This is a genomic window from Psychrobacter sp. YGAH215, assembly GCF_007280595.1.
Lineage (GTDB): Bacteria > Pseudomonadota > Gammaproteobacteria > Pseudomonadales > Moraxellaceae > Psychrobacter > Psychrobacter faecalis.
In genome coordinates this window covers 103,087-128,596 of sequence record NZ_VKLR01000010.1, presented here as the reverse complement: position 1 = coordinate 128,596, position 25,510 = coordinate 103,087, and the positions used below count along the sequence as shown (strand labels likewise).

At 43.6% G+C, this 25,510-nt stretch carries 22 protein-coding genes; 4 read left to right on the top strand and 18 right to left on the bottom strand.

Annotated elements, in window-relative coordinates; translation table 11 throughout:
* Positions 1-62: 62 nt before the first annotated feature.
* Positions 63-860, bottom strand: a complete 798-nt coding sequence (locus FOR85_RS06070) for an enoyl-CoA hydratase/isomerase family protein (protein WP_144297149.1) — start codon at positions 858-860, stop codon at positions 63-65.
* Between the two features lie 328 nt (positions 861-1,188).
* Between FOR85_RS06070 and FOR85_RS06065 the strand changes: the two genes are divergently transcribed.
* Positions 1,189-2,001, top strand: a complete 813-nt coding sequence (locus FOR85_RS06065; protein ID WP_144297148.1) for an alpha/beta fold hydrolase — start codon at positions 1,189-1,191, stop codon at positions 1,999-2,001.
* A 165-nt stretch (positions 2,002-2,166) separates the two neighbouring features.
* Here FOR85_RS06065 and FOR85_RS06060 read toward each other — a convergent pair whose 3' ends face one another.
* The 5 genes from FOR85_RS06060 to FOR85_RS06040 all read right to left on the bottom strand — a co-directional run bounded on the left by FOR85_RS06060 (position 2,167) and on the right by FOR85_RS06040 (position 8,105).
* Positions 2,167-3,243, bottom strand: a complete 1,077-nt coding sequence (locus FOR85_RS06060; RefSeq protein ID WP_144297147.1) for an HpcH/HpaI aldolase/citrate lyase family protein — start codon at positions 3,241-3,243, stop codon at positions 2,167-2,169.
* A gap of 149 nt (positions 3,244-3,392) precedes the next feature.
* A complete protein-coding gene (locus FOR85_RS06055; RefSeq protein ID WP_144297146.1) occupies positions 3,393-4,592 on the bottom strand; it encodes a cysteine protease StiP domain-containing protein in 1,200 nt (399 codons plus the stop codon).
* Between the two features lie 61 nt (positions 4,593-4,653).
* On the bottom strand, positions 4,654-5,472 hold the full coding sequence (locus FOR85_RS06050; RefSeq protein ID WP_144297145.1) for an HAD hydrolase family protein: 819 nt from the start codon (positions 5,470-5,472) through the stop codon (positions 4,654-4,656).
* Positions 5,473-5,593: 121 nt separating this feature from the next.
* Entirely contained in the window at positions 5,594-6,898 is a 1,305-nt protein-coding gene (locus FOR85_RS06045; protein WP_144297144.1) for a phosphoribosyltransferase domain-containing protein, read from the bottom strand.
* Positions 6,899-6,941: 43 nt separating this feature from the next.
* Positions 6,942-8,105: an ATP-grasp domain-containing protein gene (locus tag FOR85_RS06040; protein WP_144297143.1), complete on the bottom strand. Its 1,164-nt coding sequence runs from the start codon at positions 8,103-8,105 to the stop codon at positions 6,942-6,944.
* Between the two features lie 300 nt (positions 8,106-8,405).
* Here FOR85_RS06040 and FOR85_RS06035 point away from each other — a divergent pair, with 300 nt between their 5' ends.
* Complete coding sequence (locus FOR85_RS06035) at positions 8,406-9,659, top strand: TerD family protein (protein WP_144297142.1); 1,254 nt, start codon at positions 8,406-8,408, stop codon at positions 9,657-9,659.
* Positions 9,660-9,765: 106 nt separating this feature from the next.
* On the opposite strand, the gene FOR85_RS06030 is transcribed toward FOR85_RS06035, so the two are convergent.
* The 3 genes from FOR85_RS06030 to FOR85_RS06020 form a co-directional block, all read right to left on the bottom strand.
* The gene (locus tag FOR85_RS06030) at positions 9,766-10,374 is read right to left on the bottom strand and encodes a TerD family protein (protein ID WP_144297141.1); all 609 of its coding nucleotides are present in this window, start codon (positions 10,372-10,374) and stop codon (positions 9,766-9,768) included.
* Between the two features lie 127 nt (positions 10,375-10,501).
* Entirely contained in the window at positions 10,502-11,254 is a 753-nt protein-coding gene (locus FOR85_RS06025) for a TIGR00266 family protein (protein WP_068408074.1), read from the bottom strand.
* A gap of 184 nt (positions 11,255-11,438) precedes the next feature.
* Positions 11,439-12,014 carry a TerD family protein gene (locus FOR85_RS06020; protein WP_068408073.1) on the bottom strand — a complete coding sequence of 192 codons (576 nt, stop codon included), beginning with the start codon at positions 12,012-12,014 and terminating at the stop codon, positions 11,439-11,441.
* 327 nt (positions 12,015-12,341) lie between these two features.
* On the opposite strand from FOR85_RS06020, the gene FOR85_RS06015 reads away from it, so the two are divergent.
* Positions 12,342-13,001: a 7-cyano-7-deazaguanine/7-aminomethyl-7-deazaguanine transporter gene (locus FOR85_RS06015; RefSeq protein ID WP_068408071.1), complete on the top strand. Its 660-nt coding sequence runs from the start codon at positions 12,342-12,344 to the stop codon at positions 12,999-13,001.
* Positions 13,002-13,162: 161 nt separating this feature from the next.
* Here FOR85_RS06015 and FOR85_RS06010 read toward each other — a convergent pair whose 3' ends face one another.
* From FOR85_RS06010 to queC, 8 genes are all read right to left on the bottom strand, one after another.
* Positions 13,163-14,224, bottom strand: coding sequence for a DUF475 domain-containing protein (locus FOR85_RS06010; protein WP_144297140.1), 1,062 nt, complete (start codon positions 14,222-14,224; stop codon positions 13,163-13,165).
* A gap of 279 nt (positions 14,225-14,503) precedes the next feature.
* On the bottom strand, positions 14,504-15,079 hold the full coding sequence (locus FOR85_RS06005; protein ID WP_144297139.1) for a TerD family protein: 576 nt from the start codon (positions 15,077-15,079) through the stop codon (positions 14,504-14,506).
* Between the two features lie 297 nt (positions 15,080-15,376).
* The gene (rlmKL, locus tag FOR85_RS06000) at positions 15,377-17,683 is read right to left on the bottom strand and encodes a bifunctional 23S rRNA (guanine(2069)-N(7))-methyltransferase RlmK/23S rRNA (guanine(2445)-N(2))-methyltransferase RlmL (protein ID WP_144297138.1); all 2,307 of its coding nucleotides are present in this window, start codon (positions 17,681-17,683) and stop codon (positions 15,377-15,379) included.
* A gap of 204 nt (positions 17,684-17,887) precedes the next feature.
* Positions 17,888-19,075 carry a mechanosensitive ion channel family protein gene (locus FOR85_RS05995; protein ID WP_223808539.1) on the bottom strand — a complete coding sequence of 396 codons (1,188 nt, stop codon included), beginning with the start codon at positions 19,073-19,075 and terminating at the stop codon, positions 17,888-17,890.
* A gap of 224 nt (positions 19,076-19,299) precedes the next feature.
* Positions 19,300-20,796: a dihydrolipoyl dehydrogenase gene (locus tag FOR85_RS05990; protein ID WP_144297136.1), complete on the bottom strand. Its 1,497-nt coding sequence runs from the start codon at positions 20,794-20,796 to the stop codon at positions 19,300-19,302.
* Positions 20,797-20,869: 73 nt separating this feature from the next.
* Positions 20,870-21,367, bottom strand: a complete 498-nt coding sequence (locus tag FOR85_RS05985) for a peroxiredoxin (RefSeq protein ID WP_180952531.1) — start codon at positions 21,365-21,367, stop codon at positions 20,870-20,872.
* 171 nt (positions 21,368-21,538) lie between these two features.
* Positions 21,539-21,868, bottom strand: a complete 330-nt coding sequence (locus tag FOR85_RS05980; RefSeq protein WP_144297135.1) for a hypothetical protein — start codon at positions 21,866-21,868, stop codon at positions 21,539-21,541.
* 341 nt (positions 21,869-22,209) lie between these two features.
* Positions 22,210-23,049, bottom strand: a complete 840-nt coding sequence (queC, locus tag FOR85_RS05975) for a 7-cyano-7-deazaguanine synthase QueC (protein ID WP_144297134.1) — start codon at positions 23,047-23,049, stop codon at positions 22,210-22,212.
* A gap of 273 nt (positions 23,050-23,322) precedes the next feature.
* Here queC and ttcA point away from each other — a divergent pair, with 273 nt between their 5' ends.
* A complete protein-coding gene (gene ttcA / locus FOR85_RS05970; RefSeq protein WP_144297133.1) occupies positions 23,323-24,522 on the top strand; it encodes a tRNA 2-thiocytidine(32) synthetase TtcA in 1,200 nt (399 codons plus the stop codon).
* Positions 24,523-24,756: 234 nt separating this feature from the next.
* Here the strand turns inward: ttcA and FOR85_RS05965 are convergent, their stop codons facing one another.
* Positions 24,757-25,338 carry a FixH family protein gene (locus FOR85_RS05965; RefSeq protein ID WP_144297132.1) on the bottom strand — a complete coding sequence of 194 codons (582 nt, stop codon included), beginning with the start codon at positions 25,336-25,338 and terminating at the stop codon, positions 24,757-24,759.
* Between the last annotated feature and the right edge of the window lie 172 nt (positions 25,339-25,510).

Below are 25,510 nucleotides of genomic sequence, written 5' to 3'. Positions count from 1 at the left end.
AAGGCTGCTATTAAATTAGGCAGCCTTTTTGTTGATAGTCCAGAAGATAGCGTTATAAACTTTTATTTACCTTGATAAACGGGCTGACGTTTTTCCATAAAGGCGGTGATGCCTTCAGCAAAGTCAGCGGTTTTTGCCATCATAGTTTGTTGGTCAACTTCCATATCGAGCGCTTCATTTAAACCTGAAAAAGCATGTACGTTAATCATATGCTTCATCGAAGCCAGCGCCTTGCCTGGTAAATTACTTAGGCGCGTTGCCAATGCTAGTACGCTGGCGTCAAGCTCATCTATGCTCACGACACTATTGACTAAGTTTAGACGCGCGACATCTTCGCTAGTGAGTTTTTCACCCAGCATCACAAGCTCAGTCGTTTTCGCCGCGCCAATCAATTGATTGAGTAAGTAAATGCCGCCCGCATCAGGAATCAAACCGATATTAACAAATGCTTGCACGAATTTGGCATTGTCAGCGGCAATACGGAAATCACAGGTTAATGCCAAGTTCATCCCAGCACCCGCGACTGCACCTTCTAATTTGGCTATAATGGGTTTATGAATATTCCGTAACTTTAAACTCACTTCTGCCACTTCTCTGAGCATAAAATCAAGCTTTGCCACAAGTGCTTCTGATTCCATGCCATTCTCTAACATCTCACCGATATGACCGCCGCTAGAGAAATTATTGTTTGATCCTTGCAACACGATCACGCGTACGTCGGCATCTTGATCAGCTTTGTCAAGCGCATCCATAACCGCGCCTTTTAATGGTGTGCTAAAGGCATTTAGCGTCTTAGGGTCATTCATGGTAATGGTGGCAATATGGTTTTCGCTGTGATATTCGACCAAAGGTTGTGACATGGTTGGTTTCCTTAGTAAGAAATTCTAGATAAGCATTGCGGATAACAATGGACGTTATAATGGACAAGGTGTAACAAGTCATGCAAGCTGATTACTATAGCAGCTTGTTATGATTATAAAAGCGGGTTTTGTGGGCGCTAAAGGCACGGACAAAAATATGTGAGTTTTCCTTATTTTGTCTTATATTTGATTTAATAAATATATATTATCTGCCGTGCAAAAATAACGCTATGAAGTATCCGCTTGGTGCATTATGCTAAATGGCAGTAATGTTAAGGATTTCGTTAACCAAACAAGCAATCAACAAGCAACAAACAAGGAAGTAATTATGCCAATGATAAATGTGAATAACGTTGATATTTATTATGAAGACAGCGCGCCGGAGGATAAGCAAAAGCCAGTGATGGTCTTTGCCCATGGGCTGCTGTGGAATACGCGGATGTATGATAAGCAGGTGGAGTACTTTAAATCTGGCTGCCGCTGTATTGCGTTTGATTTTCGTGGACAAGGTCAGTCGGAGATTAGCAAATCGGGCTATGATATGGAGACGCTGACCGAAGATACGCTAGCGTTATTGGATGCGCTTAAGATTGATAAATGCCATTTTTTAGGGTTATCGATGGGTGGTTTTGTCGCTCAGCGTATCGCGCTCAAACGTCCGGAGCTACTGTTATCGCTGACCTTACTTGAAACGTCAGCAGACCCTGAAGACCCAAAAAACGTCCCGCAGTATCGCAAATTGATGAAGGCTATCCGCTGGCTGGGTATGAAACGCGTCAGTCAAAAAGTCATGCCTATTATGTTTGGCAGTAGCTTTTTGAACGATAAGTCGCGTAAGGCTTACCGTAGAGCGTGGCTCACGATGTTACAAGGCAATCGTAAAGGTGGCGTCGTAAAGGCGACCACAGGTGTCATTGAGCGCTCGGGCACTTACGATCAGCTAGGCGAGATTAGCACGCCGACATTGATTATCGTTGGTGATGAAGATGTGGCAACGCCTTATTCAAAAGCGGAGCGCATGCATTTTGCCATTAAAGGCTCAAAGCTTGCGGTTATTAAAGGCGCTGGACATACAGCGACGGTAGAAGAGCCTGAGCAAGTAAATAAAGTGATTAATACCTTTTTAGCAAACTGTGTTTAGGTTGTAGCTAAAGTAGAAGTCTTCTTGAATGAAGCGAAGTATTTATAAAAAGAGCCGTTAACTTAAATAGGATAACGGCTTTTTTATTGAAACTTAGACTAACAGATTAACGTTAAAGCGGCAGTTTTAAAAAATACTATAAAAGAGTCAGGCTAACGTCTTTATTTATAAGCGGGTCGTATAGTCGCTATTAATATCATCAAGGGTGCCAAAAACCTCAGCGCGATTGACTATTTCGGTGGCCCATGCACGGTGCGTGGCAGGCTCGAGCATCGTATCATTATATTTAAATACCGCTTTTGCCTCGCTATGTAAGATTGCCTGCGCTTCATCCAAGGTACTTAAAGGCACGCAATACGCTTGCTGTACCAACGCAATCTGGCTTGGGTGAATGACCGTTTTGCCGACCAGTCCTAAGTTTACATCACGCATCAGCTCTTTCATAAACAGTGTTGGCTGTTCTAAGTATTCAAATACCGGTGCGGTAAGATAAAAACCATGCGGTACAAAGCAGCCAAGCAGCTGATAGGCGAGCGTACCAATCGGGGTATCATAAACGATGCTATTTTTAGGACGGCGTAAACGCAGTGCGGCAAATAAGTCGTTACCACCGATACGCAGGGCAAAAACGGGCTGGCTGAAGGCTTCTTTAAAGCCAATCGCCAATTCTTGATTGTGATGAGGATTAAAGAGCGCTGCCGTCTCAAGCGTCGGCATCAATAGCTGCTCAGTGCTTAAATTCTGAGACGCCATGCGCCAATTAGACAAGCTATACATATCAACTTTTGGCATCACAAAACCGTCGACCAAATCAATATGAGCAAAATCTGCCAGCTGCTCTAGCATAGCGGGATGACGCGGGCGAATAAATACTAACGGTCTGGTTGGTTGAGCAGTTTGCGCTTTTGATTGAATGTTCTCTTTTTTTGCAGGGTCATTGATACTATCGACATGCGCCGCCCACGTATGTAGCAGCGTTTGCAGGCGTATGAGCGCCAGCTCAACATCGCCATGGCTGACCGCATCTTCTAAGCAGATAATAATACTGTTAATGGTCGGTAATTTTTCACGCGTAATGACCTGCCAAATATCTTGCCGCGTCGCAGGCATGTAAAGACTGGCACCCAACTGATACGGATGATGGGTAAGCGGCTTAAGCATCGCATGACGCTCAGTAATCAGGTGGGCGTAAGACTGATTGTTGTTATAAAGGTTGGACTCGTTGTGCGGTATATCGGACATAGTTGGCATCGTAAATAGTGATAAATGAATGGTTTATAGAGGGAGGCTCATAGCGTAAGGACGGATGATAAAAACAGCGGTGCTGATGCAGTATTGATGCCTTTCTTTCGCAAGGCATCATTATATCAGGGCATCAATACATTAATGAATCATGAGCGATCTGTTGCCCGCTGCTTAATCAGCGTAATCGCTTGATAGGGAAGTATTTTAGCACCTAATACTGTGATATTGATATTACGCTCGCTACATAAATGCCGCAACAACACCGTACCAGGGTGATCGTCGGTGGCCAGTAAGATACATTCAGGATCACGGCGTAATATCGCCCGTGTCGCCTCTGCAATGGTCGGCTTAATACGGTTGCGATTGCTAATGTCATACTCTGCTGCCAGCGTATCAATTAAAGCAGCTGTCTGATAGCGTGGTTGCTCAAACGTTTGTAAGTATTGTGGAGATGTAGACAATGAACGCCGCGTGCTATCAATCTGCTCAACAAAGGCTAGGCTATGGTCTACCGTAACCAAATTATCGTAAAAGACGCTACGATGTAGTCCCGATTGTGGCTCGGTATATAAACTGCGTGATATCAGCCCAGATACCGTACTGTTTAATAACCCTGATGGAATCAGCCAATCTTCCTCACTTGCCGCCAACCAAGCAACGCCTGCGGGGTCAGCAAGGGTCAGTAGCGGAATAACATTCTCACCTTGATGAAAAATATTGGCAAAATTTGGATGATTAGGGTCACTAAAGGCGTCTAAGCTACGCGCCAGCTCTTGATAAATAGCGCCTTTGCCTGTCCAGCCATCGACAAATATGATGGGACTTTCTGGATAAGAATCCAATATCATCTGTAGCGCGACTGGATCAAGTCCGCGATCGCGAATGATACTGATACCATAATGCACACTTGGCAGCGCATAGCTGCTATCGGTATCTGACCTTTCATTATCTGATAGGGCCCGCTGCAACAATACGCCAATGGGTAAACCTGCGCGTACTAAGCTGACTAATATTAATGGACATTGAAGACTTACCGTTTGCTGAAAAATATGATGTAGCGTATAAGCCAAGTTAGCAATATCAGTTGCGGTTCTGGTGGTACCTTGCGCTAATGCCTGCTGATACAATTGCTCATGCATGGCAGTTGGCGCATGCTCTAAGGTTAACATATCTGAATAGTGGCGCTGTCCACTTTGAATGAGCGCTTCTTTTTGACTGACGGGCACATCAGCAACGGCGTTTTTATCAACGATATTAAGCAGCACAGTCACATCGCTAGCAAGATAGCTGCCCGAGCCGTATTCCTGCATTTTTTGAATATTAGGGTTCGTTATAGGATGGGTCATAAGATGGTTTCTACTTACAAAAATGAGTTCTACTACTACTATTGTTATTATTTAAAAACTATTACGAGCTAAAGCGCGCATGTAGCTGACCATGATTGGGCATGCCATACCAGTCAAGTAGTTGCAAAAATGGCAAATCGGCCAAGCTATCACCAAAACCAAAGCTTGGACGCTGATGGTCTAAATGCTGGTCTAATAAAAACTGCACCGCATGGCGTTTATGAACCGCGTGCGGCAATATCGCCAGATTATTGGCATTCACATGCACATAAAAATCTTGCTCAAAATCACGTATTAACGTTGGTAACTTTTTAGCTAGCTCTACTAACGCTTGATGGTCCTTTTGCGCATGCTTAATAGCCAGATAAATGGTCAATTTTTCATTAGCAGAACCATTATTAAAGTGATCGATATGCGGTGTAAATACCAGCTGACTGTTGTCATTTTTACTGTGATTGGCAAATAATTGGCTTAGCTGCTGCAATTTATCCTGCAGTGGTGCAAGCTGACTATGCATATGCTGTTGCCATTGGGTTTGTAGCGCACCGTCTCTATCAAGAATAATCGCACCGTGGGTTAAGACCTGCCAGCTATCAAAAGGCAGCTTAACGCGTTTGATTTCACTGCGGTCGCGTGCGGTGACCACTATCAGCTCTGTACTAAGCAGCAGCCAATTAAAGAATGCGGCTTGGCGCTGACTCATAAAACTTAGTGGCTTACCTTGTTTATTAACGGTCGCGCAAACTAAGTTTTCAGGTTCAGACGTTGGCAAATCCCATGCATCAATTTTACGTTGGGTTTGAAAAAGCGTATCGTCCAAATCCATCAGCGCGTAGGGTTTGATAATATCGGGATTGGCTTGAAAAAATGGGCTAGTCATAGTATTTGCCATAAAGCGTGCGTAAGGGTTAAATGTGAAAATCAAAGTAGGGTTTAAAGGATAGTTTTAATGGGACAGCTTTTATAAGATAGCCTTTGTAAGCTAGCTTTTATAAAACAGCTTAAAGCGTCGGACTCACCACCAACACATTATCCAAATCTTTCCACATATCATCGACGCTATCCGCTGATGTTTCAACGCACAAAACAATTAAGTCCCAATCGTTAGGCTCAACATTATAAGCAAAGTTGGTCATACCAAGCCCGTAGTTGTCGCTAAAACTTAGCATAGTGGTAATCGCGCCACCAAGGGCAATCGGTGAACGTGTTAACGCGCTAAAATTAACGGTAGAGTTTTGAGTTTGCGTCTCAAGCCATTCAGCCAATAAAAACGGCAGCCAGACAAACTCATTACTGCCCAATACTAAAATCCGCTTGGGCAACTGCTTTTTCTCAAATTGTTCTTTCTCAGATTGGGCTTGCTTATTAAACACCTTGAATGCGGTTTGAAACTTCAAAAGGTAATTATCAAAGCCGTCGGTACTGTCTAGGGTTGGGAAGCGTCCCCAATTGCCAGTATCACCTAGCGTATGACTGCCAGCCTCAGTGGTATCGACCGATGGCATGGTAATCGGCTCAGGATTGGGCGCATCCGTCCATGTCCATGCACCAGATAACAAGTGATGACGTTGAAACTTGATATTAGGTAGACGTTTAGCGATTTGGTCAGACACAGCGTCATCCGAGTCAGCTGTATCCTGATGTCGTTCCTGATTTAGGGACCAATCAACTAAAGTGGTCAGATGTACTTGCTCTAATTGATCAAGCCCTGCGTTACGTAAGGCCGTGACGACATTGACGCAAGTATTGCCCGTTGACGCTTCGTCATCGACCATAATCAAGGTTTTGCTCGCTATTAGCTGTGCTTGGGTCGCTTTATCTGCACTTTGATAAATCAGATGCTGGCTTGCGTGACTGTGATCTTCGCTAAACGTGGTCAATAAAGAGTGGCTGCTTTTGTCATGATTGCCATCATGTTGCGCATGACGGGTAGAATTTAACAGTAGCGCATTGGGGTAACGCGTTTGTAGCGCTTGATGTACGCCAGCAGATAAGCCAACGGCAGTTTCGGCCATACCGATGACCAAAATAGGTTCAGGCAAATCATCTGGTACTAGGTTTGCCAAATCAGTAAAAGCATGACGCATGGTGCTAGGCGCGACTGGAATATGGCGACCTAAGACTTTTGATACAAATAGAAATGCGCGTTTAGGATTAATGCGCTGCGCAAATCCAAGCAAGTCTTCTAATTGATAGTGCTTGCTTTGTTCTATTCCATCTTTTGCAGTGGCTGAATTGGTTTGATAAGTCAGATCAAGAGTGCCGCGTGGTAAGTTAATGGTTGTGCTGTATTGCTTATTTAGCATTTATTTTCCTTTGGTCTTGCAATTTGTTAATCGTTATTTTTACTTACTCGCTAGCATTTTCTGCTTCAATCTTTACGCTAACCATAATTGAGCGTACTTGGCAGGGCATGATTTGCTGTGCAATATCTGCAAGCTTTGGCTTAGCGGTTAAGCCAAGCCAATTGCCAAATGCAACTTGGGTTAAATCTACACCGCTATGAGTGGTGTAACCGATACCACCAGAGGGACGACTATTAATCTCAAGTACGCGGTGCTGCCCGTCATCGTCGGCCTTGGTTTGTACGCTGACGATACCATCACAGCCAAACGCTTTAATCAGTGGAGTAACCACATCCATGACCGCTTGCTCGTAGCCGATATGCTGGATTTTACCCGTTTTATAGCGGGTAACAGCCGCCAATACTTCGCCGTATTCACAGACGACATCGATAGAGTATTCTTGCCCTGACAAATAAGGCATCAGCAACATAGGAATTGGGCGCTCGTGCACCATTAGGCTGTTGGCATAAGCATTGATAAACTGCGTGGTATTGATTTTTTTCTCTTCGGTAAAGTACAAATGTTCAAAGCTATCGTATCGTGCGTCAGCTTCCTTGTCGGTATCAAGTCGCCAAAACCCTTGAGCGAAAATACCAGTGACCGGTTTGACGCATAAAGGCTGATGACCGTGCCTAGCAAGGAGTGATTCAAGCTCTGCGACATTATCAAAGCGCCACGCTTCGGCGACGGGAATATCATGCTCATGACACTGCTGCATAAAGGCAAACTTATCATCTATCGCTTCTAACGCCGCCACACTTGTCGCGCCAGTCAATAAACGAATACCCGCCGCGTCAAATGCTTCCCGCTGCGCTTCATAATCAATGCCATTGCGCCCCGTGAGTAGCACTTTAACGTTATTATTTTTGGCTTGCTCTAAAACAAACTGCCAACGCGGCATTACTGGCTCAGCAGACTCAAGCTCTGCTTGCTCATCGCTATCTGTGGCACTTGCAGACGGCTCAATATATACGCTATCGGCAAATTCAAAAATCTCAGGTCTATTATGACGGTGTGAAGCAATAATGTTAAATGGCGTCTCAGATTGGGCTTTTAATGCTTGTAGGCTGGCGAGCATATCACGCTGGCTTGACTGACCTTCCGCTAACCAAACGGCAGATGGCGTAGTAGACGTTGTGTGAGGGCTTTGGTTAGCAGGGGATTTCATAATTCTCTCAGCGTTATTAAAATTTATAGAGTGCAACAACTAGAATTGAGTCTTGAAGAGGGTCAGTCGTTCAGCGCGTTATCATATTACCTAAAATAGAGACTATTATATACAAATGCTAAGCGTTATAAATGCTGCTAACAAAATAGCATTAAGGATTTGTAAAAATGTTTTTGCCGGCTGGTTAACGCTTTGTTGAACGGGCGTGCGCTGTAAAAATCAGCTGTTATCCATGCTACTATAGTGCGATAGTCAACAGCATCCATATCAACAAATAATAAATAACCTAAAGGATAAATGATGAGTCAACCTCAAAAACTGATTGCTGGTGCCAATGCGCCGCTGCCAACCGATAACATTAGCATCCGTATTTTAAGCCAAAGCGCCATCGATTGCGCCGCTTATCGCCTGACGACTGACGGTAAAGTACGCGGCGATGGCGACATGATATTTTATGGGCAGACGCGTAGCGATGATGGCAGTGTAAGCTTCCGTGGACATGATAGCGATGGATTTTTTGATATTAATTTACCTGTACAGCCAGCGAGTATTGACAAGATAGCCCTTGCGTTTTCTAGTGCGCAAACACTGGCGCAAGTCGGCGATGTGGATGTTCAAGTCTTGCAAGGCAGCCAAGTGCTGATGACTTGTCAGTTAAGTGCTGCTGGACGTAATGAAAAAGCCATTATCCTTGCAGAATGCTACCGTCGCCAAGGTAGCTGGAAGTTCCGTTTTATCGCCCAAGGTTTTGAAGGTGGTCTAAAGCCCTTATCTGAACATTTCGGTGTAGAGATTGCTGATGAAGCGCCAGCTCAAGCTCAACCAATCAATACGCAGAAGCCAATCAACACGCAAAAAGCGGGTAGTGCGCCGCAAACAACTACGCCGCCGCCAATTCCTAGCGCTGCTCAAAATCCGTCAATCAATCTCAGTAAAATCACCTTAACCAAGAACCAATCTAGCATCAATCTAAAGAAACGCGATGATTTTGGTAAAATCTCTGTCAACCTTAACTGGAATCAGCGCCCAAATAGCGATAAATCAGTCCCCAAAAAAGGCTTGCTTGGTGATCTGTTCAAACAGCATAAAGCTAGTGGTATTGACCTTGATGTCGGGGCGATGATTCATCTGAAAAATGGCGAAAAGACGCTGATTCAGGCCTTGGGCAATCGCTTTGGTAACTTACAATCAGCGCCTTATGTGTTGCTCCGTGCCGATGATAGAACCGGACAAGTCAGCGGCGGTGAGTGGCTCGATATCAACGGGCAACAGTGGTCGCAGATTGAAGAAGTCTTTATCTTTGCTTTTATTTACGAAGGCGTACCAAATTGGGCGCAAACCGATGGTGTCGTGACCATTCATGTACCCGAGCAGCCACCGATTGAAACTCGTTTGACAGAAGGCACAAGTAATTTGCCGATGTGCGCAATTGCGCGTTTGGTCAATCAGCAAGGCAGTATCAATGTTGAGCGTATCAATCAATATTTTCAAGGTCACCAAGAAATGGACAAAGCTTTTAATTGGGGTTTTAGCTGGAAGCGTGGGCGTAAATAAGTGCTTTAAGAGTATTATTTAATAAAAAAAGTCAGCCCGTCTACTGTAATAGACGGGCTGATTGCTTATAGATTACTAACAGTCTTACGAGTGGAGCTGCAATGAATTAAGCATGCGGCGTGATAGCAGGCATCAAATCATGAAAGGTACGTCCAGAAGCAGTTTCGCCAATGGCATGCATTTTCCACTCGTTATTATGACGATAGACTTTTGCCATAATCATTGCGGTGTGTCCACCTTGCGCTGATAAATTGTAGCGGGCAACTTCCTGATTGTTATTGGCATTGACGATACGGCAAAAAGCGTTTTCTACCGTTTCAAAGGTCTGACCAGTAAAGCTATTAACGGTAAATACTAACGATACTACGTTCGCTGGCACTTTTGATAAATCAACGTTAATGACTTCGTCGTCGCCGTCGCCGTCACCTGTGCGGTTGTCGCCAGTATGGACGATGCTGCCATCTTTTGATTTTAGCTGACTGAACCAAATCGCATCGACCGCTTGTTTATTGGCATCAAACATAATGCATGAAGCGTCTAAATCGATCGAGTCGCCGCCCGTACCGCCGCCAAATAACTTGCCTAAGAAGCCGCCTTTTTTCTCTTGTGGTCCTTGAAAGACGTCCCAGCCTAAACCCAATTTTACTTGCGTAAGCTCACCGCCAGCTTCTTTGCTGAGGGAGATTTTTTGACCCTTTTGTAAACTAACTGCCATGGTAAAATCCTTATAATAATTGTGAGGGGATTAATGAATTTTTAGTGTTTGTTTTTAGTTCTTCATTTCTGCACTGCTTTAGAGCTTCAATCTTGGCGATGACTTTAATGATAGAATGCAACTTCAATTATAAAATATTATCTAAAAAACCACCGCTGCCACCGCGACCGCCTGAGCTCGTACCTAAGATGCTTTGTAACCAGCCTTGATAGCTGTCACGATTACGTGAGCAGATGATAACTTTGCCCGTTCCTGAGAAGTTTAAAACCATGCCTTCACCACTGGTGACCGAATTGATAATATTGCTCATGATGCCTTTTTTCTTACTGGTCGAGACTGACAGCTTATAATCAAGGTTTGAATCCCAACAGACCACATGGCCATTATCAATGATGACGTCTTTATCAGGCGTCACATCAATCTCAAATAGCGAACCAAAACCTGACACCACTACCTGACCTTGACCTTGGGTTTGCATCACCATAAAGCCGCCCGTATCACCAAAGACCGCGCCGCCGAGGTTACGCTGGATATTGGCTCTGATATCGACGCCTGTTTGTGCGGCAACGAACGCGCCATCGCTCAAGGTATATTGCTGCGCGCCGCAATCGATGATTTGCATATCGCCATCAAGCGTCGGGGCTAGTAGACAATCACCTTCACCATTGACCGCTTCAATCTGCTGTTGAAATAAGGATTCATCGTTGGCAAAGCGGCGCATCAGTGATTGCATAAGACCGCCCTGTAGCTTACCTTTAAGCTCAAGGTTCGACTCCATCATCACCATGGCATTGGCTTCACAATAAATCGAATCGCCTTTTTTTAAGTTACAATGCAAAAAAGGTTCAATGGTGCCGATTAAGCTAAACGTCGCTGCCATGGGGTGCAAATCCTTATTCTAATATCTTGAATGTTTTTTTATAAAAAATGAGCATCTGTAATTTAAGCCTACCAATTACATTTAAAGCCATCAAATGCTTTAGACAGGCACACCTGATGGCTTATTGATTATTGCAATCAAATAGTCGATTGCGATAGTAGTCTTACAAATATCTTATAGAGCGTTAAACGTTGACGCCATAAGAAGAGGCTAATGGGCCTAGACCACCACTAAAGCCTTGACCAACAGCGCGGAATTTCCAGTCGCCGTTATGACGGTATAACTCACCAAAAATCATCGCTGTCTCAGTGCTACCATCTTCTGATAGGTCATAACGGGCGATTTCGGCTTGACCATTATCATTGACTACACGGATATAAGCGTCGCCAACTTGGCCAAAGTTTTGGTTACGCGCTTGACCTTCATAAATGATGGCGCAGATAGCGACTTTACTCACATCTGCTGGAATACTAGCAAGATTGATTTTGATTTTTTCATCATCACCGTCGCCTTCGCCCGTACGGTTGTCACCTGTGTGCTCAACCGCGCCATTGTCCGACTTTAGATTGTTAAAGAAAATAAAATCTTGGTCATTACGCACTTTGCCTGCTTCGTTGACCAAAAAGGCAATGGCGTCTAAGTCAAATTCTTGACCATCAGTAGCGCGTGGATCCCAGCCAAGACCAACGGTAATGTTGGTTAAGCCTGGGGCTTCTTTTGATAAGTTTACGTTGCCGCCTTTTGTTAAGCTAATAGCCATATAAATATCCTTTGGATTAATAATTAAGTGGATTTGATTTTATAAAATAAAAATAGGGCAGTCATGCTATTTACGCGTAAGTATTTCAGCGCAAAAAGGTCAATAAATCGACCTGTACGCCATAACCTGCCTATCATTACGTTTTACTATACTAAGCGTTTGCTTACTAAGCAAGGTGTATTTTGTGTGCCTATCTGACAGTTATATTTTTGCTTATATAAGAGGATGTTACGAGCATGTCTGTCCTATTTTAGCTATTTATCTTATTATCATTTATAATAGCGCGCTCAGGTTCCCTCCACCCTGACTCAAAAAAAGGCCTCTATTATGAATACCTGTACCATTTCGACCAATCCCGCTTCATCCATTCGTTACAGCCGTGCTTTATTTTGGCTTGTCAGCCTGCATATCTTTATCATCGCCATTAGTAATTATTTAGTGCAAATACCGGTCGGGCTATTTGGCTTTATTACGACATGGGGCGCGGTAACTTTTCCTTTTATCTTTTTGATTACAGATTTGACCGTACGCATCTTTGGTCAACATCTCGCTAGACGCATTATTTTCTTTGCCATGCTGCCAGCGCTCGCCATTTCTTACTATTTTTCTGTCGTATTTGCAGATGGACAGTTCGTCGGTCATGAGCATCTGCTCGATTTTAATTTATTTGTCTTTCGCATTGTCCTCGCCAGCTTTAGTGCTTACGTCATTGGACAGCTGTTAGATATTAAAGTCTTTAATAAGTTACGCCAGCTTAAAACGTGGTGGATTGCACCCCTAGCATCAACGTTTATTGGTAATTTGGTCGATAGCTTCTGCTTTTTTGCCATCGCTTTTTATAAAAGCCCAGATGCTTTTATGGCAACGCACTGGGTTGAGATTGGCGCGATGGACTATCTGTTTAAAATAGTGATGGGCGTGCTTATCTTTTTACCTTTATATGGCGTGATACTAGCGAAATTGCAAAAAATGCTAGCCGATAAGTAGCGCATAAGGTAATGGTTCAAGCTAATGCCTTGCGCATAATTCTATTATCTACAACCACTATATTATACTCACTATAAAAAAACAGATCATAACCAATAATGGCTATGACCTGTCATTGAACAACTTAACTGAGTCTAATGCTTACGCTTAAAATTACGACGTTATTCGAGCGCTTGGCGTTTGCGATAATTGAGTGACGCGACCAACGCCCAACCAATGAAGGCAATACCAATCAAACCTGTGATAAGCTCTGGTACATGGAATTTCACCGACAATAGCATAATAATGGCTAGAGCGCCGATGGCATAATGCGCGCCATGCTCAAGATAGACAAACTCATCAAGCGTGCCTTTATCGACTAAGAAAATAGTCATCGAACGCACGAACATCGCACCGATTGCTAGACCGAGCATAATCACGATAACGTCATTGGTAATCGCAAAGGCGCCAATCACACCATCGAAACTGAATGACGCATCAAGGACTTCTAGGTATAAGAAGCCGATAATACCCCCTTTCATAATCGCACTGGTCGCTGCTGCACCTGAGCCAGCTTCAGCGTTTTCTAAGTCTTCTTCAAGGTCGCCTTCTAGCATACCCGAGACCACTTGTACGCCAAGATATACCAAGATACCCCAAACGCCAGCGATTAGGACCGCAGTGGATTGCTCAGGGTCAGCAAATGATACGGCAATCATCAACACGATAAGCGCCACAAAGACGCTCATGGCATCTACTTTGCCAAGCTTTGCCAAACGGCTTTCAAGCCAGTTAAACCAGTGCACTTCTTTTTCATCAAAAATGAAGTTTAAGAAGACGAGCAATAAGAAGATACCACCGAATGCGGAGATTTCAGCATGGTGTGCCAATAGTCTGGCTGAGTATTCTTTAGGATCGTTTAAGGCCAAATCGACCACTTGCATAACCCCAAGGTCAGCCGTCACTGCTACGATAACGATTGGGAATACCAAGCGCATCCCAAATACAGCAATCAAAATACCAACGGTTAAAAATATCTTTTTCCAAAATTCATCCCAGCCTTTGAGGACTGAGGCATTAACCACCGCATTATCGAATGATAATGAGATTTCCATGACGGCCAAAATAGCGGTAATAGATAAGGTTGCGATCAAACCACCCATCCCGCCATGTGAATATCCCCACCATGCCGCGATCGCTAATGCAATGGCGGTGAAGATAAAGTCTAAATAAAAATGTCTCATGACATATCCTGTCTGGTTGCATAAAGCTAAAGTCGGTCTATTATAAACACAAACCACAAAAAAAGTGGTTATCGCTAACCACTTTTTTGCCTAATTTTAAACGAAACTTAAAGCATTACCAGTCTTTTAGCTAGGAATAATTGTGACTATTTTGCAACCATATTTTACTGGCAGAATGACAAGTGATAACGCTGCCATATTGTCCTAAGTTTCGGAAGTATTTATGTCTAGGCATTGTTTTTAGTATGGGCTAAGTTTTTCGCAGAGGTTAATATCGAGTTAGATATTGACGCCATACTGATGACACATGGCTTGTAAGCCGCCTGAATAGCCTTGACCAACGGCGCGGAATTTCCACTCACCGTTATGACGATAGACTTCGCCAAACACCATTGCCGTTTCCACCGAGTAATCTTCTGCTAAGTCAAAACGTACCACTTCCGTGCCAGTTTCTTCATTGACCACTCGGATAAAGGCATTGGCGACTTGACCGAAGTTTTGGCTACGGGCAGCGGCATCATGAATCGTGACCGTAACGACGATTTTATCGACATCAGCAGGCACTTGGGTTAGGTTTACTTTAACGACTTCATCATCGCCGTCGCCTTCGCCAGTACGGTTGTCGCCAGTATGCTCAACTGCGCCATTGTCAGATTTTAGCTGGTTGTAAAAGATAAAGTCATGATCGCCGCGTACTTTACCCACAGTGCTGAGTAGAAATACACTGGCATCCAAATCAAACTCAGCGCCAGAGGTTGCGCGCTCATCCCAGCCAAGACCGATAAGCAGCTTGGTTAAGTTTGGGTCAGTTTTAGTGAGCGATAAGTTACCGCCTTTATTAAGGGATAATGCCATGGAATTGTCCTTGTTATTAGAGTAGGGAAGGTTTAACTATTAAAGCGTTAGGAAGGAATGCTATAAAAGTCAAAGTCTATAAATATAAGCGATAGCGGGATTAAACTGTTCGTAAAACTATCGTTTAACGGTTGTCTAACCATTACTTAATGACGCTCTATCATAACAACAAAAAATGACCCAATCAAAGCCGATTGGGTCATTGTTATGTGTACGGTTATGCGTACGATAAGACTGACGATAAAGGACAGCATTTAAATGCGGTGCTTAACCTTTACCAGCATCTAGAAACCTAAATTATAGGCTTTGACGATGGCGAATCTCAAAACTTTGATGAATCGGCTTTTTGATATTAAAATCAAAGCCTATCGTTTGTGGCGTGATATCGATAATGTCATAGCGTTCGGTTAACTGCTCATCAAGCTCAAAGCGCGTGAAGTTGTTGGAAAAATATAACACGCCATCAGAGGTTAAGCGGTTCATCGCACGATTAATAAGGGCAGCATGGTCACGTTGAACATCAAAGGTACCTTGGAACTTTTTTGAATTTGAAAACGTTGGCGGATCGATAAAGATAATGTCAAATTGTTCCGTATTACCTTTAATCCACTCAAAAATGTCAGCGGCGACGAATTGATATTTATTGCTGCTGACATTTAAACCATTTAAAGCAAAGTTTTGCTTGCCCCAATCAAGATAGTTTTGCGACAAGTCAACGCTGGTGACTTTCTTCGCGCCAGCCAATGCTGCGTGCACACTTGCCGTGCAAGTGTAAGCAAATAAGTTCAGCACCGATTTGCCGCGGCTATTGTCTTTGATACGGGCGCGCATATTGCGGTGGTCAATAAACAAGCCTGTATCGAGGTAATCGGTAAAGTTGACGTACAGATAGGCGCCATTTTCACGCGCAACATAAAATTTACCGCGTTTTTCGCTACTGCCTTGCTTGCTATATTGATCGTTGCCCGATTGGCGTGCCCGAGTTTTGATAAAAACTTGTTCGCGGTTAATGTTGAGCACTTCGCGAATGCCCATCAAGGCCAAATTAAAACGTTTTTTTGCGGTCTCTACCGGAATGGTTTTTGGTGGCGCATATTCTTGCACGTGTACGTAATCGCCATACAAATCAATCGCCACTTTAAAATCAGGCAAATCAGCGTCGTAGACGCGAATATTGCTGACAGTGTCTTTGCTAGCGAGTCTTTTAAGTTTGCCCAGATTTTTTTGCAAACGGTTAATAAAGTCTTGTCCTTCTTCCACGGCAATCTCGCGCTTCTCAAAGCGACTAATAAGGCTACCTGTTTGCCCAGCAATCAAGGTGCCGTAGCGGAAATAAACCGTGATTGCTCCATTATGGCAGCGCAAAGTTTTTGGCTCTTTAATGGGCAAGATATCAACCTGTTCGACATTGGCTGCCAAGATACCAAGCATCGGATTGACGCCACTACCCGCAAAGCTGTCTTGTAAGATAAGCCCAAGCGCTTGATATAATGGCTTAATCATCTCTTCATCGCCCAAGCGCTCACCGTAAGGTGGGTTGGTAATGACCAAAGGATTGCTTAAGCGGCCATCATCGGCTAATGGCTTTAAAACGTGGCTGAGCTGATTGAGGGCGCGGGTTTCAAGGTCAAGTAGCGGTAATAAATCCTGCAAACCTGCGGCAATCAAGTTCTTTTCTGTCGCCAAAATCGCGCCACTATCGGCATCAAATCCCAAAACGAGCGGCAATGTATCAGGTTGTTCGTTGATAATCTCTAAAGCTTCACGAAAACGCGTCTGCGCATCGTCAATCATCTGTTGCCATAGCGCTTCATCATGATGTTGCCATTGATAAAAGCCAAATTGATTGGCCGCTTTATCGATACCGACAGCATAATCGCAGTGCATGAGTAGCGCTTCAATGATGAAAGTACCAGAGCCGCACATCGGGTCGATTAGGGCATTATAAAAAGGGGCATTACCGGCATCATTTTTCTTATGCCAACCCGCGCTATAAAGTAGCGCCGCTGCCAAGTTTTCTTTTAGCGGCGCTTCAGTCATGGCAACGCGGTAGCCACGGCGGTGCAAACTGGTACCTGATAAATCTAAATACAGCTCAGCCTGCTTATCATTGACCGTCGCAAAGACTGAAAAATCTGGGTTTTTACTATCGACATTAGGACGGCTGTCATAGATTTCATTAAAGGTATCGGCAATCGCATCTTTGATCCGCAGCATGGCAAATTGTTGACTGACGGCAACGCGCTTATCGACAGACAGACGAATGGCAAACGTCTGCTCTAAGCCAAATTGCTCGGTCCAATTGACCGATTTTGCCAAGCCATACAGCTGTTCTGCCACATCGTATTCAGTATTGATATTTTTACGTTTAATCAGCATCAATACCCGCGACGCCACCCGTGACCATAAACAAATGGTATAAAGGTCGCGCAAGCTACCAGTGACCGCTAAGCGTCCTGTACTTTTCATCTCACTTGCAATGCCAAAGCTGCTTAGCTCAATTTGTAGCGGTGCTTCAAGCCCATCGGCACAAGTAATAATAAGGTCAAGCGACAACTCGGCTGCAGCGGTTGATAAGGAGTTGGGCGTGGTAGTTTCGGTCATACGGTTACCTGTGGGCTAAATTGATAAATAATGCACCTCAAAACCCTGATGTTTAAAATCTTAAGGCTTAAAATTATGAGGTTTCACTGGCAATTTTACCATAATTACGAAGTTGATAGTTTAAAGTGGCAGTGTTTATGGTGCAGTGTTTAAAAGCTAAGTTGAAAAAATGATGACTTACTGGGTTTTGAGATTATCGAGCCGTTATTCAGCATCTTTTTTTAATGAGTTGTCTTCAGTAATCAGTTTGGTCGTGGTTGCAAAGGGCTTGGTGTCGATAGGAGAATCAACGTTTTTTGGCATCAGCAAACGCATATGAGGGTAAGGGGTTGAAATATCCGCGGCATCAAACGCGCGTTTAATATTCTCTCGTAAACCTTCTTTAATTTTTGGCATACGCGCAACGGCGGCAGGCTTGACCCAAAAGCGTATGACAAAAAACACTCCATATTCGCCAATCTCGTCTACCGTCGCTGAGGTTTCAGGGCGCTTGAGTACTACTTCACTATCAGACAATACTTGTAAAATAACCTCGCGCGCCTTATCGACATCATCTTCAAAAGCAATGCGCATACGGATATCAAAACGAATAAAGTTTTTTGAAGTTAAATTGGTGACCACTGATGAGGCGACATTGGAGTTGGGGATGATGACGGTGATGTTATCACGGGTTAAAATATGGGTCGTGCGTAACGCGATGACCACAACCCGCCCTTCATTGTCATTGATATTGACCCAGTCACCGACTTGAAAGGACTGCTCAAGTAAAATGGTAATGCCGGCGATAAAGTTAGCAAGCGTCGATTGGGCGGCAAAACCCACGGCAATACCGGCAATCCCCAGACCTGCTACCAAAGATACGATATCAAAGCCAAATTGTGCCATAACGCTGGCAAGCCCGAATACCAATAATAGCACCGATAAAATATTTTTAAGCAGCTGCTCAATAGAGGCGTTTAGACCATAATGCTGTAAAACCTTATGTATAATTTGTCCAGATGACGCCCATAACACATAGTAAATTCCCGCCCACGTACTGGCTTTGGCCGTGGCTTTGACCGTATCTGGTTCAAAGCTTAGCTGACTCATAATAGCGATTAAACTGCTGACTATCCAAATATAGCGTAATACCGAGCGGGCGATTTTAGAGCGGCGTTCATTGAGCCCAATGCGGCTTTTGCTTTTCTTGATAAGATAGATGGCAAGCCAATAAAAAAATCCCAATACCGCCAGCAGTATTAGGATTTTGATGGCCGTGCTCACCAGTTCTACTGATTTAGAAGTCCAGTCGAGTGAGTCTTCTTCGATGGAGCCGCCGATAGCAATATATAAGCTGGTATGTAGGTCGCGAACAATCTCTTGAAAGAAGTCAGTAATACCAGCGATTGCCATTGTTTTATCCATGCAAAGTTTGGGTCTACATCAAATGAATCGTAAAAAGAGCTTATACTAAGATAATTCAGCTATAAAATCATCTAATAATAAAGTTTTAACGCTAAAATTTTAAGGAACAATCAGCGCAAACCGCGCAGCTCATTCTCAATCTAATCTTACCTGCGCGTGATAATTTGAACCATATTAACGTTAATTTTAATAAAAATGGTTTTATCAGTCGATTAAAAAGTCCCTTCTTGAGTATCGTGATACTGATAAGGGATTTTCATCATGCGCTGAACGTTGCGTAACGCCGTACGCAGACCTTCTAGTATCGTCGGATGATAAAAAGGCGTATCGAGCATGTCCTTTATACTCATATCATTGGTAATCGCCATCGCCAATATATGACCGATATATTCAGCATCAGGCGCCACCATGCTTGCGCCCAAAATTCTATCTGTTTTTTTGCATCCATAAATGTACAGTAGGCCGCAATTGACACCCATCACGCGGCTACGACCTTGATTATCAAAGCTGGCTTTTCCAATCACATATTCAAGCTCTGGATCGGCTTGTATTTCAGGTAGCGACATGCCGACGTTCACGATTTGTGGCGAGCAAAAGACGATAGAAAACGGCGCGGCAGTTGGGCGGATATAAGCATCGCTATTGTTGTTACAGACCATACTACCCGCACTAAAACCTTCATCACTGGCAACGTGTAATAAAGGCAGATTGGCATTGGCGTCACCGACAATATAAACTTCTAAATTGCCAATTTTACCCGTTTTTTTATCGAGCTGCTTTGGACGATTTTTGTCATCAAGCTCAACCCCTACGTTTTCAACGCCTAGGGCTGCGATATTATTGTGTCGGCCCGTAGCGACCAATACATAATCGCCCTGCCACTGGCGCGTCTCACCAGCGCTGTCTTCGTAATCGATAAAAGCCGCTGAGCCTTCGTTATCTGCTGCTTGCTGACCGACGTCGTTAATCTTGCTACCCAAATGCATGGTCATCTCACGACTTAAGCAATCAATGGCTTTATTATTGATATCTTCATCTTTTAAACCGGCGACGCGTTTGTCGCGATTAAAAAGTGTCACCTCGACGCCCAAACGTGTAAAGGCTTGGGCGAGCTCCAAGCCGATAGCCCCTGCGCCGATGACGGCGAGAGACTTTGGTAAATCAGTTAGCTCAAAGACGGTATCGGAAGTCAATAATGTTTTGCCAAGTTTATCCGCCCAGTTATCAGGGATAAACGGCTTACTACCAGTCGCCACGATAATTTTATCGGCTTCGATGAGTTCATCATTGACCTCAATGAGACCTTGTTGGTTGATGTAAGCGCGACCCGCTATTTTTGTCTCAGCAGGCCAGCTTTCTACTTGCTTTTGGACGTAACTGGCAAAATGATTGCGTTCGGCGCGAACCCGCTCCATCACTTGTTTGCCATCTATTTGAGCAGTAGCATGAATACCAAACTCGCCAGAATGGTTGGTGTCATGGGCGCGATCGGCAGCAGCGATGAGAAGTTTACTCGGCATACAGCCGACGGCGATACAAGTCGTTGCCCAATAGCCGTCATTAATGATGAGGACGTCGTCTTTTAGTTTTCTGGCTTGGCGAAAGGCGTTTTGACCGGCGGTACCAGCGCCGATAACCGCCACCGATACCTTGCGCGTCGCTTCTTTATCAGTGTTATTATCGGCGGTGCTGTCAGTCTGTTGGTTCATATTACTCTCAAATTAAAAAGATTTTATCGTAGTCGATAGAGATAAATAAAATTACCAAATAATCATAAAAATATTATGGCGCGAGCGTGGCGAGTAAGCGTTCGGTATAGCCAGCTGCGCGTAAATTGCGCTGTGCATGAGTAAGTATGCCATCTTTATTAAAGACAAAGGCTGAACGTACAAGGCCTAAGCTGACTTTGCCATACATATTTTTTTCTTTAATTACATCAAAATATTGGCATAATTTCTCATCACTGTCGCTAATCAGAGGAATATGCAAATTGTACTTAGCGATGAATTTTTCGTGAGACTCAACGCTATCGCGCGACACACCGATGATATCGTAGCCCAATTCATCAAACGCATTGATATGAGTAGTAAATTCTGTCGCTTGCGTGGTACAGCCTGGGGTATTGTCTTTTGGATAAAAATATAAGATAAGCCCCTTATCGGTATGGGCAACCAGCTCTTTTAGGCTGATATCGTCATAAATAAAATTGCCGTCTAGCTCGCGCACGATAGTGACCGGAAAATCGGGCAGGGCAAGGTTCTCTGTAGTGGGCTTAGCCATTATAAAATCCTTATTAGTTTCGGTTATGCGTATATTATAGTAGGTGGTCTTATTATAGGCAGTTTGGCAGAAATAAATACTCCGTTTTACACTTCACTTATTCATTCGCAACAAAAAAGACTGGCGATGACCAGTCTTTTGTATTTTGTAGCAAATATTTTCTTAAGCAGCTTAGGCAGGTTTTTGTGGCTGTTTTAGGTCCAAGCCCACGGTGCATTGCTGCAAGTCTTTTTGCATTTTTTTCACGTAGGGAAGACCTGATGGGTCTTTTTTACTTTTTGCATAGCTTTCGATTTCCCACATTTGACCGATGGTCATATTGCTACGGACACCGATGGTGCAGTTACAAAGTTTGGTAGCATCGCTTTTATTAGCGACTTTATATTTGACCGCGCCTTTGACACAGGTATTGATATTGTCTTGTTTGATGTCGGCTGCATTCGCTTGTGGTAAGGCAAACAGCGCAGCAAGAGCTAGGGGTAAAACGGGCAAAAACTTCATAAACATCCTCTACGGGTCGTGTCAATTTCTCAGATTTTATATAAAATCTTGGTAGTGTTATATGGTCACAGGTTTTATGGCTTATATAAGTGATGATAAAAGTATAGGTAACTATAAAAGCTTTTTTATCTATGTCACTCATTATATTTTAGTAAACCAGCAGTACATGTCGCTTGTGACTGACATAGTCGCCCATACCATAGCAAGTAAATCGTCTAAAATACAACGCTAGCGTGCTGTGTTAATGCAAGCAAATGTTGCGCAAATGTTTAATGAGCGGCCGCGCCAAGACAATAATAGCGCCATTTTCAAATACTTAACAGAATATTTCCAAAGGTTTATTAAGACTCATTAGACTGGTAACGCGTTGGATCAGCAACCCCAGCTTGGGCAAATCCTTGGCGACGTAGGACGCAGCTGTCGCAAATACCGCAAGCAAGACCATTGGCATCTGCCTGATAACAAGAAATCGTCTGTCCATAATCGACCCCGAGCGCTAAACCGAGCTCAATGGTTTTGGCTTTACTTAAATGCTGCAACGGCGTTTGAATGGATAAATGATGACCAGTAACGCCGGCTTTGGTGGCGAGGTTTGCCATGTGTTCGAAGGCAGCGATATATTCTGGACGACAATCAGGGTAGCCAGAATAATCGACTGAACTGACGCCGATGACGATATGGTTGGCATCAGTGACTTCAGCGACTGCCAAAGCATAAGATAAAAATATGGTATTACGCGCCGGCACATAGGTATTTGGAATGGCGTCATTATCAACGTTATCAACGTTATCGACGTTATCAACGTTATCGATATTATTGACATCACTGCCATCGCTATCGTTACTCGGGAATTTATCAGTATCGCCATCAGGGACAGTCATGCTGTGGTCGGTGAGTGAGGAGCCACCAAGCTGGGCGATATCGATATCAATAATGCGATGGTTAACATTGGCAGTCTTTGCAATGGTTTTGGCAGCGATAAGCTCGCTATTGTGGCGTTGACCATAGTTAAAACTGACCGCCGTCACAGACGCATAGCGCGCCTTTGCCCAATACAAACACGTCACGGAATCAAGCCCGCCTGATAGCAGCACCACGGCATTTTGGCTTTTATGTAGTGCTGCTAAATCAGCATTGTCTTTGAGACTGGGAGAGGAGGTTGGCGCAGTTATTTGAGTCATAGTATTGTCTATTGTTGGTTTAAGAAATTTGAAAAATTTGAGTTTCTGAGAAATGGCTGTTTTAACTAAGGTGGCATTATTACATAACTCTGAAGATATGTTTAATTGCGCATAAGTTGCGATAAAAATGGGCACAAAAAGCCACTAATTTTGTGCGACTTTTCAATCTGTTAGCAAAATTTGTTATAATCGCTGCTTTTAAAGCCCACCTGCTGAAAAATATTGCTAATTGCTTTGTAGTAAAATTAACTTTGTAAAGATATTGAGTACCTTATGACCGTCGCGACCTTGTTTACGCCTAAAATCCCTTCCCAGTTTGATGAAGCCTCTTCGAAAACCAGTTCTACCGATACTGGCTGGGATAGTGATGCTGAAGATACTGATAGTATGGGGTATGACGACATTGCTGGCGCGGCTATAAGTAATAATACCGCTGAGCAAACATCCTCTACGCAAATTTTACCGACTGAAACGGCAGAATTTCGCAAGCTACAAAAAAAGCTACGTCGCCAAGTATCATGGGCGATTCGCGATTTTAATATGATTGAAGATGGCGATGTGGTCATGGTTTGCGTTTCAGGCGGTAAAGACAGCTATACGTTGCTCGATATTTTATTGCTGCTCAAGCGCATTGCCCCGATTAGCTTTGATATCGTTGCGGTAAATCTTGACCAAAAGCAGCCCGGTTATCCCGAAGATATTTTGCCCGCTTATTTGAATGAGCAAGGTATTGCCCATTATATTTTAGAAAAAGATACCTATAGTATCGTCAAAAGCGTGGTGCCAGAAGGTAAAACGTACTGCTCAGCCTGCTCACGCCTGCGTCGCGGTTCGCTATATGGTTTTGCCAAACAAATCGGCGCCACCAAAATCGCCCTTGGTCATCACCGCGATGATATGCTCGCGACGTTCTTTTTAAATTTATTCCACGGCGGCGCGCTGAAATCCATGCCGCCAAAACTGCTAAGCGATGATAAGCAAAACTTACTGATTCGTCCGCTTGCTTACGTTGAAGAAAAAGACATCATTGAATACGCACGTTTAAAAGAATTTCCGATTATTCCGTGTAATCTATGCGGCAGCCAAACCAATCTGCAACGCGCAATTATCAATGATATGCTACGCGAATGGGATAACGCCCATCCACAGCGTTTGGCGTCTATTTTTAAAGCGATGCAAAACGTCGCGCCGTCACAATTGGCCGATCGCGAGTTGTTTGACTTTGAAACTTTAAACATAGAGCGCGATGACAATGAGCGCTTATTTGAAGGCGATAATATCCAAGCAGGGCAGACCGACAGTTTGGCTGAGATTGGTTTACCAGTAGCGCCAAAAACTCAAGTTTTTAATCCGAAGTTTGCCAGTCATCACAACCACGACCACGACCATGATCAGCAGGCAGAAAGCACCGATAGCATGGCAAAAACTAGCCGTACCACGCAAAAAATCCCCACGATTAATCCGGTGATTTAAATCATATAGATAGCTATAGTCAAAATATCCTAAAAACGCGACGGTATTGCTGATATCAATTTTTTGTGGCCTCTGTCTGCGCAGGCACAGCAAGCAAGAAAAACTGATATCAACAGTGCGTGATGTATCGATATTATTTTTTACTCACTATGTTTTTATAAAATTACCACCAAAAAAAACCAGCGCATTATTCACTAATGGCTGGTTTTTTTTGTATTTATTTAACCTTAACAATTAACTTTTGGCAAAAACGGGTAGAGGGTTAAAACTCACCTCAGGGCGTGGTAATTTTGCCACATCCTGCATACGCCAATCATTCTTTCCATCATAACTGACTTGCAAATAATATTTGCCTTTTACGTCATCCAAATCGACTTGCGCCGTGTACTTGTTACCTTCTTGATGTTTGAGTACCGCATCGCGGTCTTTTTTAATGTCGGTGGCGTGCGAGATAGACAACTCTAAAGAGTCAGGATAGGTTAAAGGCTCACCGTTTAATAATTTACCAGACTGCAAACTTTGCTCAGGATAATTGAGATAAAAAACGACATCGCCATTATCGGCAAACTGCATCTTGCCATGTAAATCTAAATCATAGGTGAGCTTGTCGCGTGAGACGTCATGATATAGGGTTTTGCCATCCATATACCAATCGTCGCGTACCACGCTATCACGGATTTGATAAGAATAATAAACAAACCAAATGCAAGCGATTACTACAAAAGCTGGCATGCCAATGACAAAGATAACCACCATATAGTTTTTGTACCATGGTTGGCTGTCTTGATGCTTAAAGTTCGGTGTTGGACTAGACATAACATACCTATTAATCAGATATTCGTTTATAAAGTGCGGTTTGTCAGCTTATTATAAACGCTATCAAAAAATAAACCGACGGCTCAGAGCAGCCAGTTTAATGATAAATACTTCAGCTGCCAGTCAGTGATGATTAGCCTTTGACCAAGCACCACTAACGAGCGGATGAATA

Excerpts from the sequence above, each read along its gene's own strand:
- FOR85_RS06070 (WP_144297149.1), bottom strand. The coding sequence starts at position 860 with ATGTCACAACCTTTGGTCGAATATCACAGCGAAAACCATATTGCCACC.
- FOR85_RS06065 (WP_144297148.1), top strand. The coding sequence starts at position 1,189 with ATGCCAATGATAAATGTGAATAACGTTGATATTTATTATGAAGACAGC.
- FOR85_RS06060 (WP_144297147.1), bottom strand. The coding sequence starts at position 3,243 with ATGTCCGATATACCGCACAACGAGTCCAACCTTTATAACAACAATCAG.
- FOR85_RS06055 (WP_144297146.1), bottom strand. The coding sequence starts at position 4,592 with ATGACCCATCCTATAACGAACCCTAATATTCAAAAAATGCAGGAATAC.
- FOR85_RS06050 (WP_144297145.1), bottom strand. The coding sequence starts at position 5,472 with ATGACTAGCCCATTTTTTCAAGCCAATCCCGATATTATCAAACCCTAC.
- FOR85_RS06045 (WP_144297144.1), bottom strand. The coding sequence starts at position 6,898 with ATGCTAAATAAGCAATACAGCACAACCATTAACTTACCACGCGGCACT.
- FOR85_RS06040 (WP_144297143.1), bottom strand. The coding sequence starts at position 8,105 with ATGAAATCCCCTGCTAACCAAAGCCCTCACACAACGTCTACTACGCCA.
- FOR85_RS06035 (WP_144297142.1), top strand. The coding sequence starts at position 8,406 with ATGAGTCAACCTCAAAAACTGATTGCTGGTGCCAATGCGCCGCTGCCA.
- FOR85_RS06030 (WP_144297141.1), bottom strand. The coding sequence starts at position 10,374 with ATGGCAGTTAGTTTACAAAAGGGTCAAAAAATCTCCCTCAGCAAAGAA.
- FOR85_RS06025 (WP_068408074.1), bottom strand. The coding sequence starts at position 11,254 with ATGGCAGCGACGTTTAGCTTAATCGGCACCATTGAACCTTTTTTGCAT.
- FOR85_RS06020 (WP_068408073.1), bottom strand. The coding sequence starts at position 12,014 with ATGGCTATTAGCTTAACAAAAGGCGGCAACGTAAACTTATCAAAAGAA.
- FOR85_RS06015 (WP_068408071.1), top strand. The coding sequence starts at position 12,342 with ATGAATACCTGTACCATTTCGACCAATCCCGCTTCATCCATTCGTTAC.
- FOR85_RS06010 (WP_144297140.1), bottom strand. The coding sequence starts at position 14,224 with ATGAGACATTTTTATTTAGACTTTATCTTCACCGCCATTGCATTAGCG.
- FOR85_RS06005 (WP_144297139.1), bottom strand. The coding sequence starts at position 15,079 with ATGGCATTATCCCTTAATAAAGGCGGTAACTTATCGCTCACTAAAACT.
- rlmKL (WP_144297138.1), bottom strand. The coding sequence starts at position 17,683 with ATGACCGAAACTACCACGCCCAACTCCTTATCAACCGCTGCAGCCGAG.
- FOR85_RS05995 (WP_223808539.1), bottom strand. The coding sequence starts at position 19,075 with ATGGCAATCGCTGGTATTACTGACTTCTTTCAAGAGATTGTTCGCGAC.
- FOR85_RS05990 (WP_144297136.1), bottom strand. The coding sequence starts at position 20,796 with ATGAACCAACAGACTGACAGCACCGCCGATAATAACACTGATAAAGAA.
- FOR85_RS05985 (WP_180952531.1), bottom strand. The coding sequence starts at position 21,367 with ATGGCTAAGCCCACTACAGAGAACCTTGCCCTGCCCGATTTTCCGGTC.
- FOR85_RS05980 (WP_144297135.1), bottom strand. The coding sequence starts at position 21,868 with ATGAAGTTTTTGCCCGTTTTACCCCTAGCTCTTGCTGCGCTGTTTGCC.
- queC (WP_144297134.1), bottom strand. The coding sequence starts at position 23,049 with ATGACTCAAATAACTGCGCCAACCTCCTCTCCCAGTCTCAAAGACAAT.
- ttcA (WP_144297133.1), top strand. The coding sequence starts at position 23,323 with ATGACCGTCGCGACCTTGTTTACGCCTAAAATCCCTTCCCAGTTTGAT.
- FOR85_RS05965 (WP_144297132.1), bottom strand. The coding sequence starts at position 25,338 with ATGTCTAGTCCAACACCGAACTTTAAGCATCAAGACAGCCAACCATGG.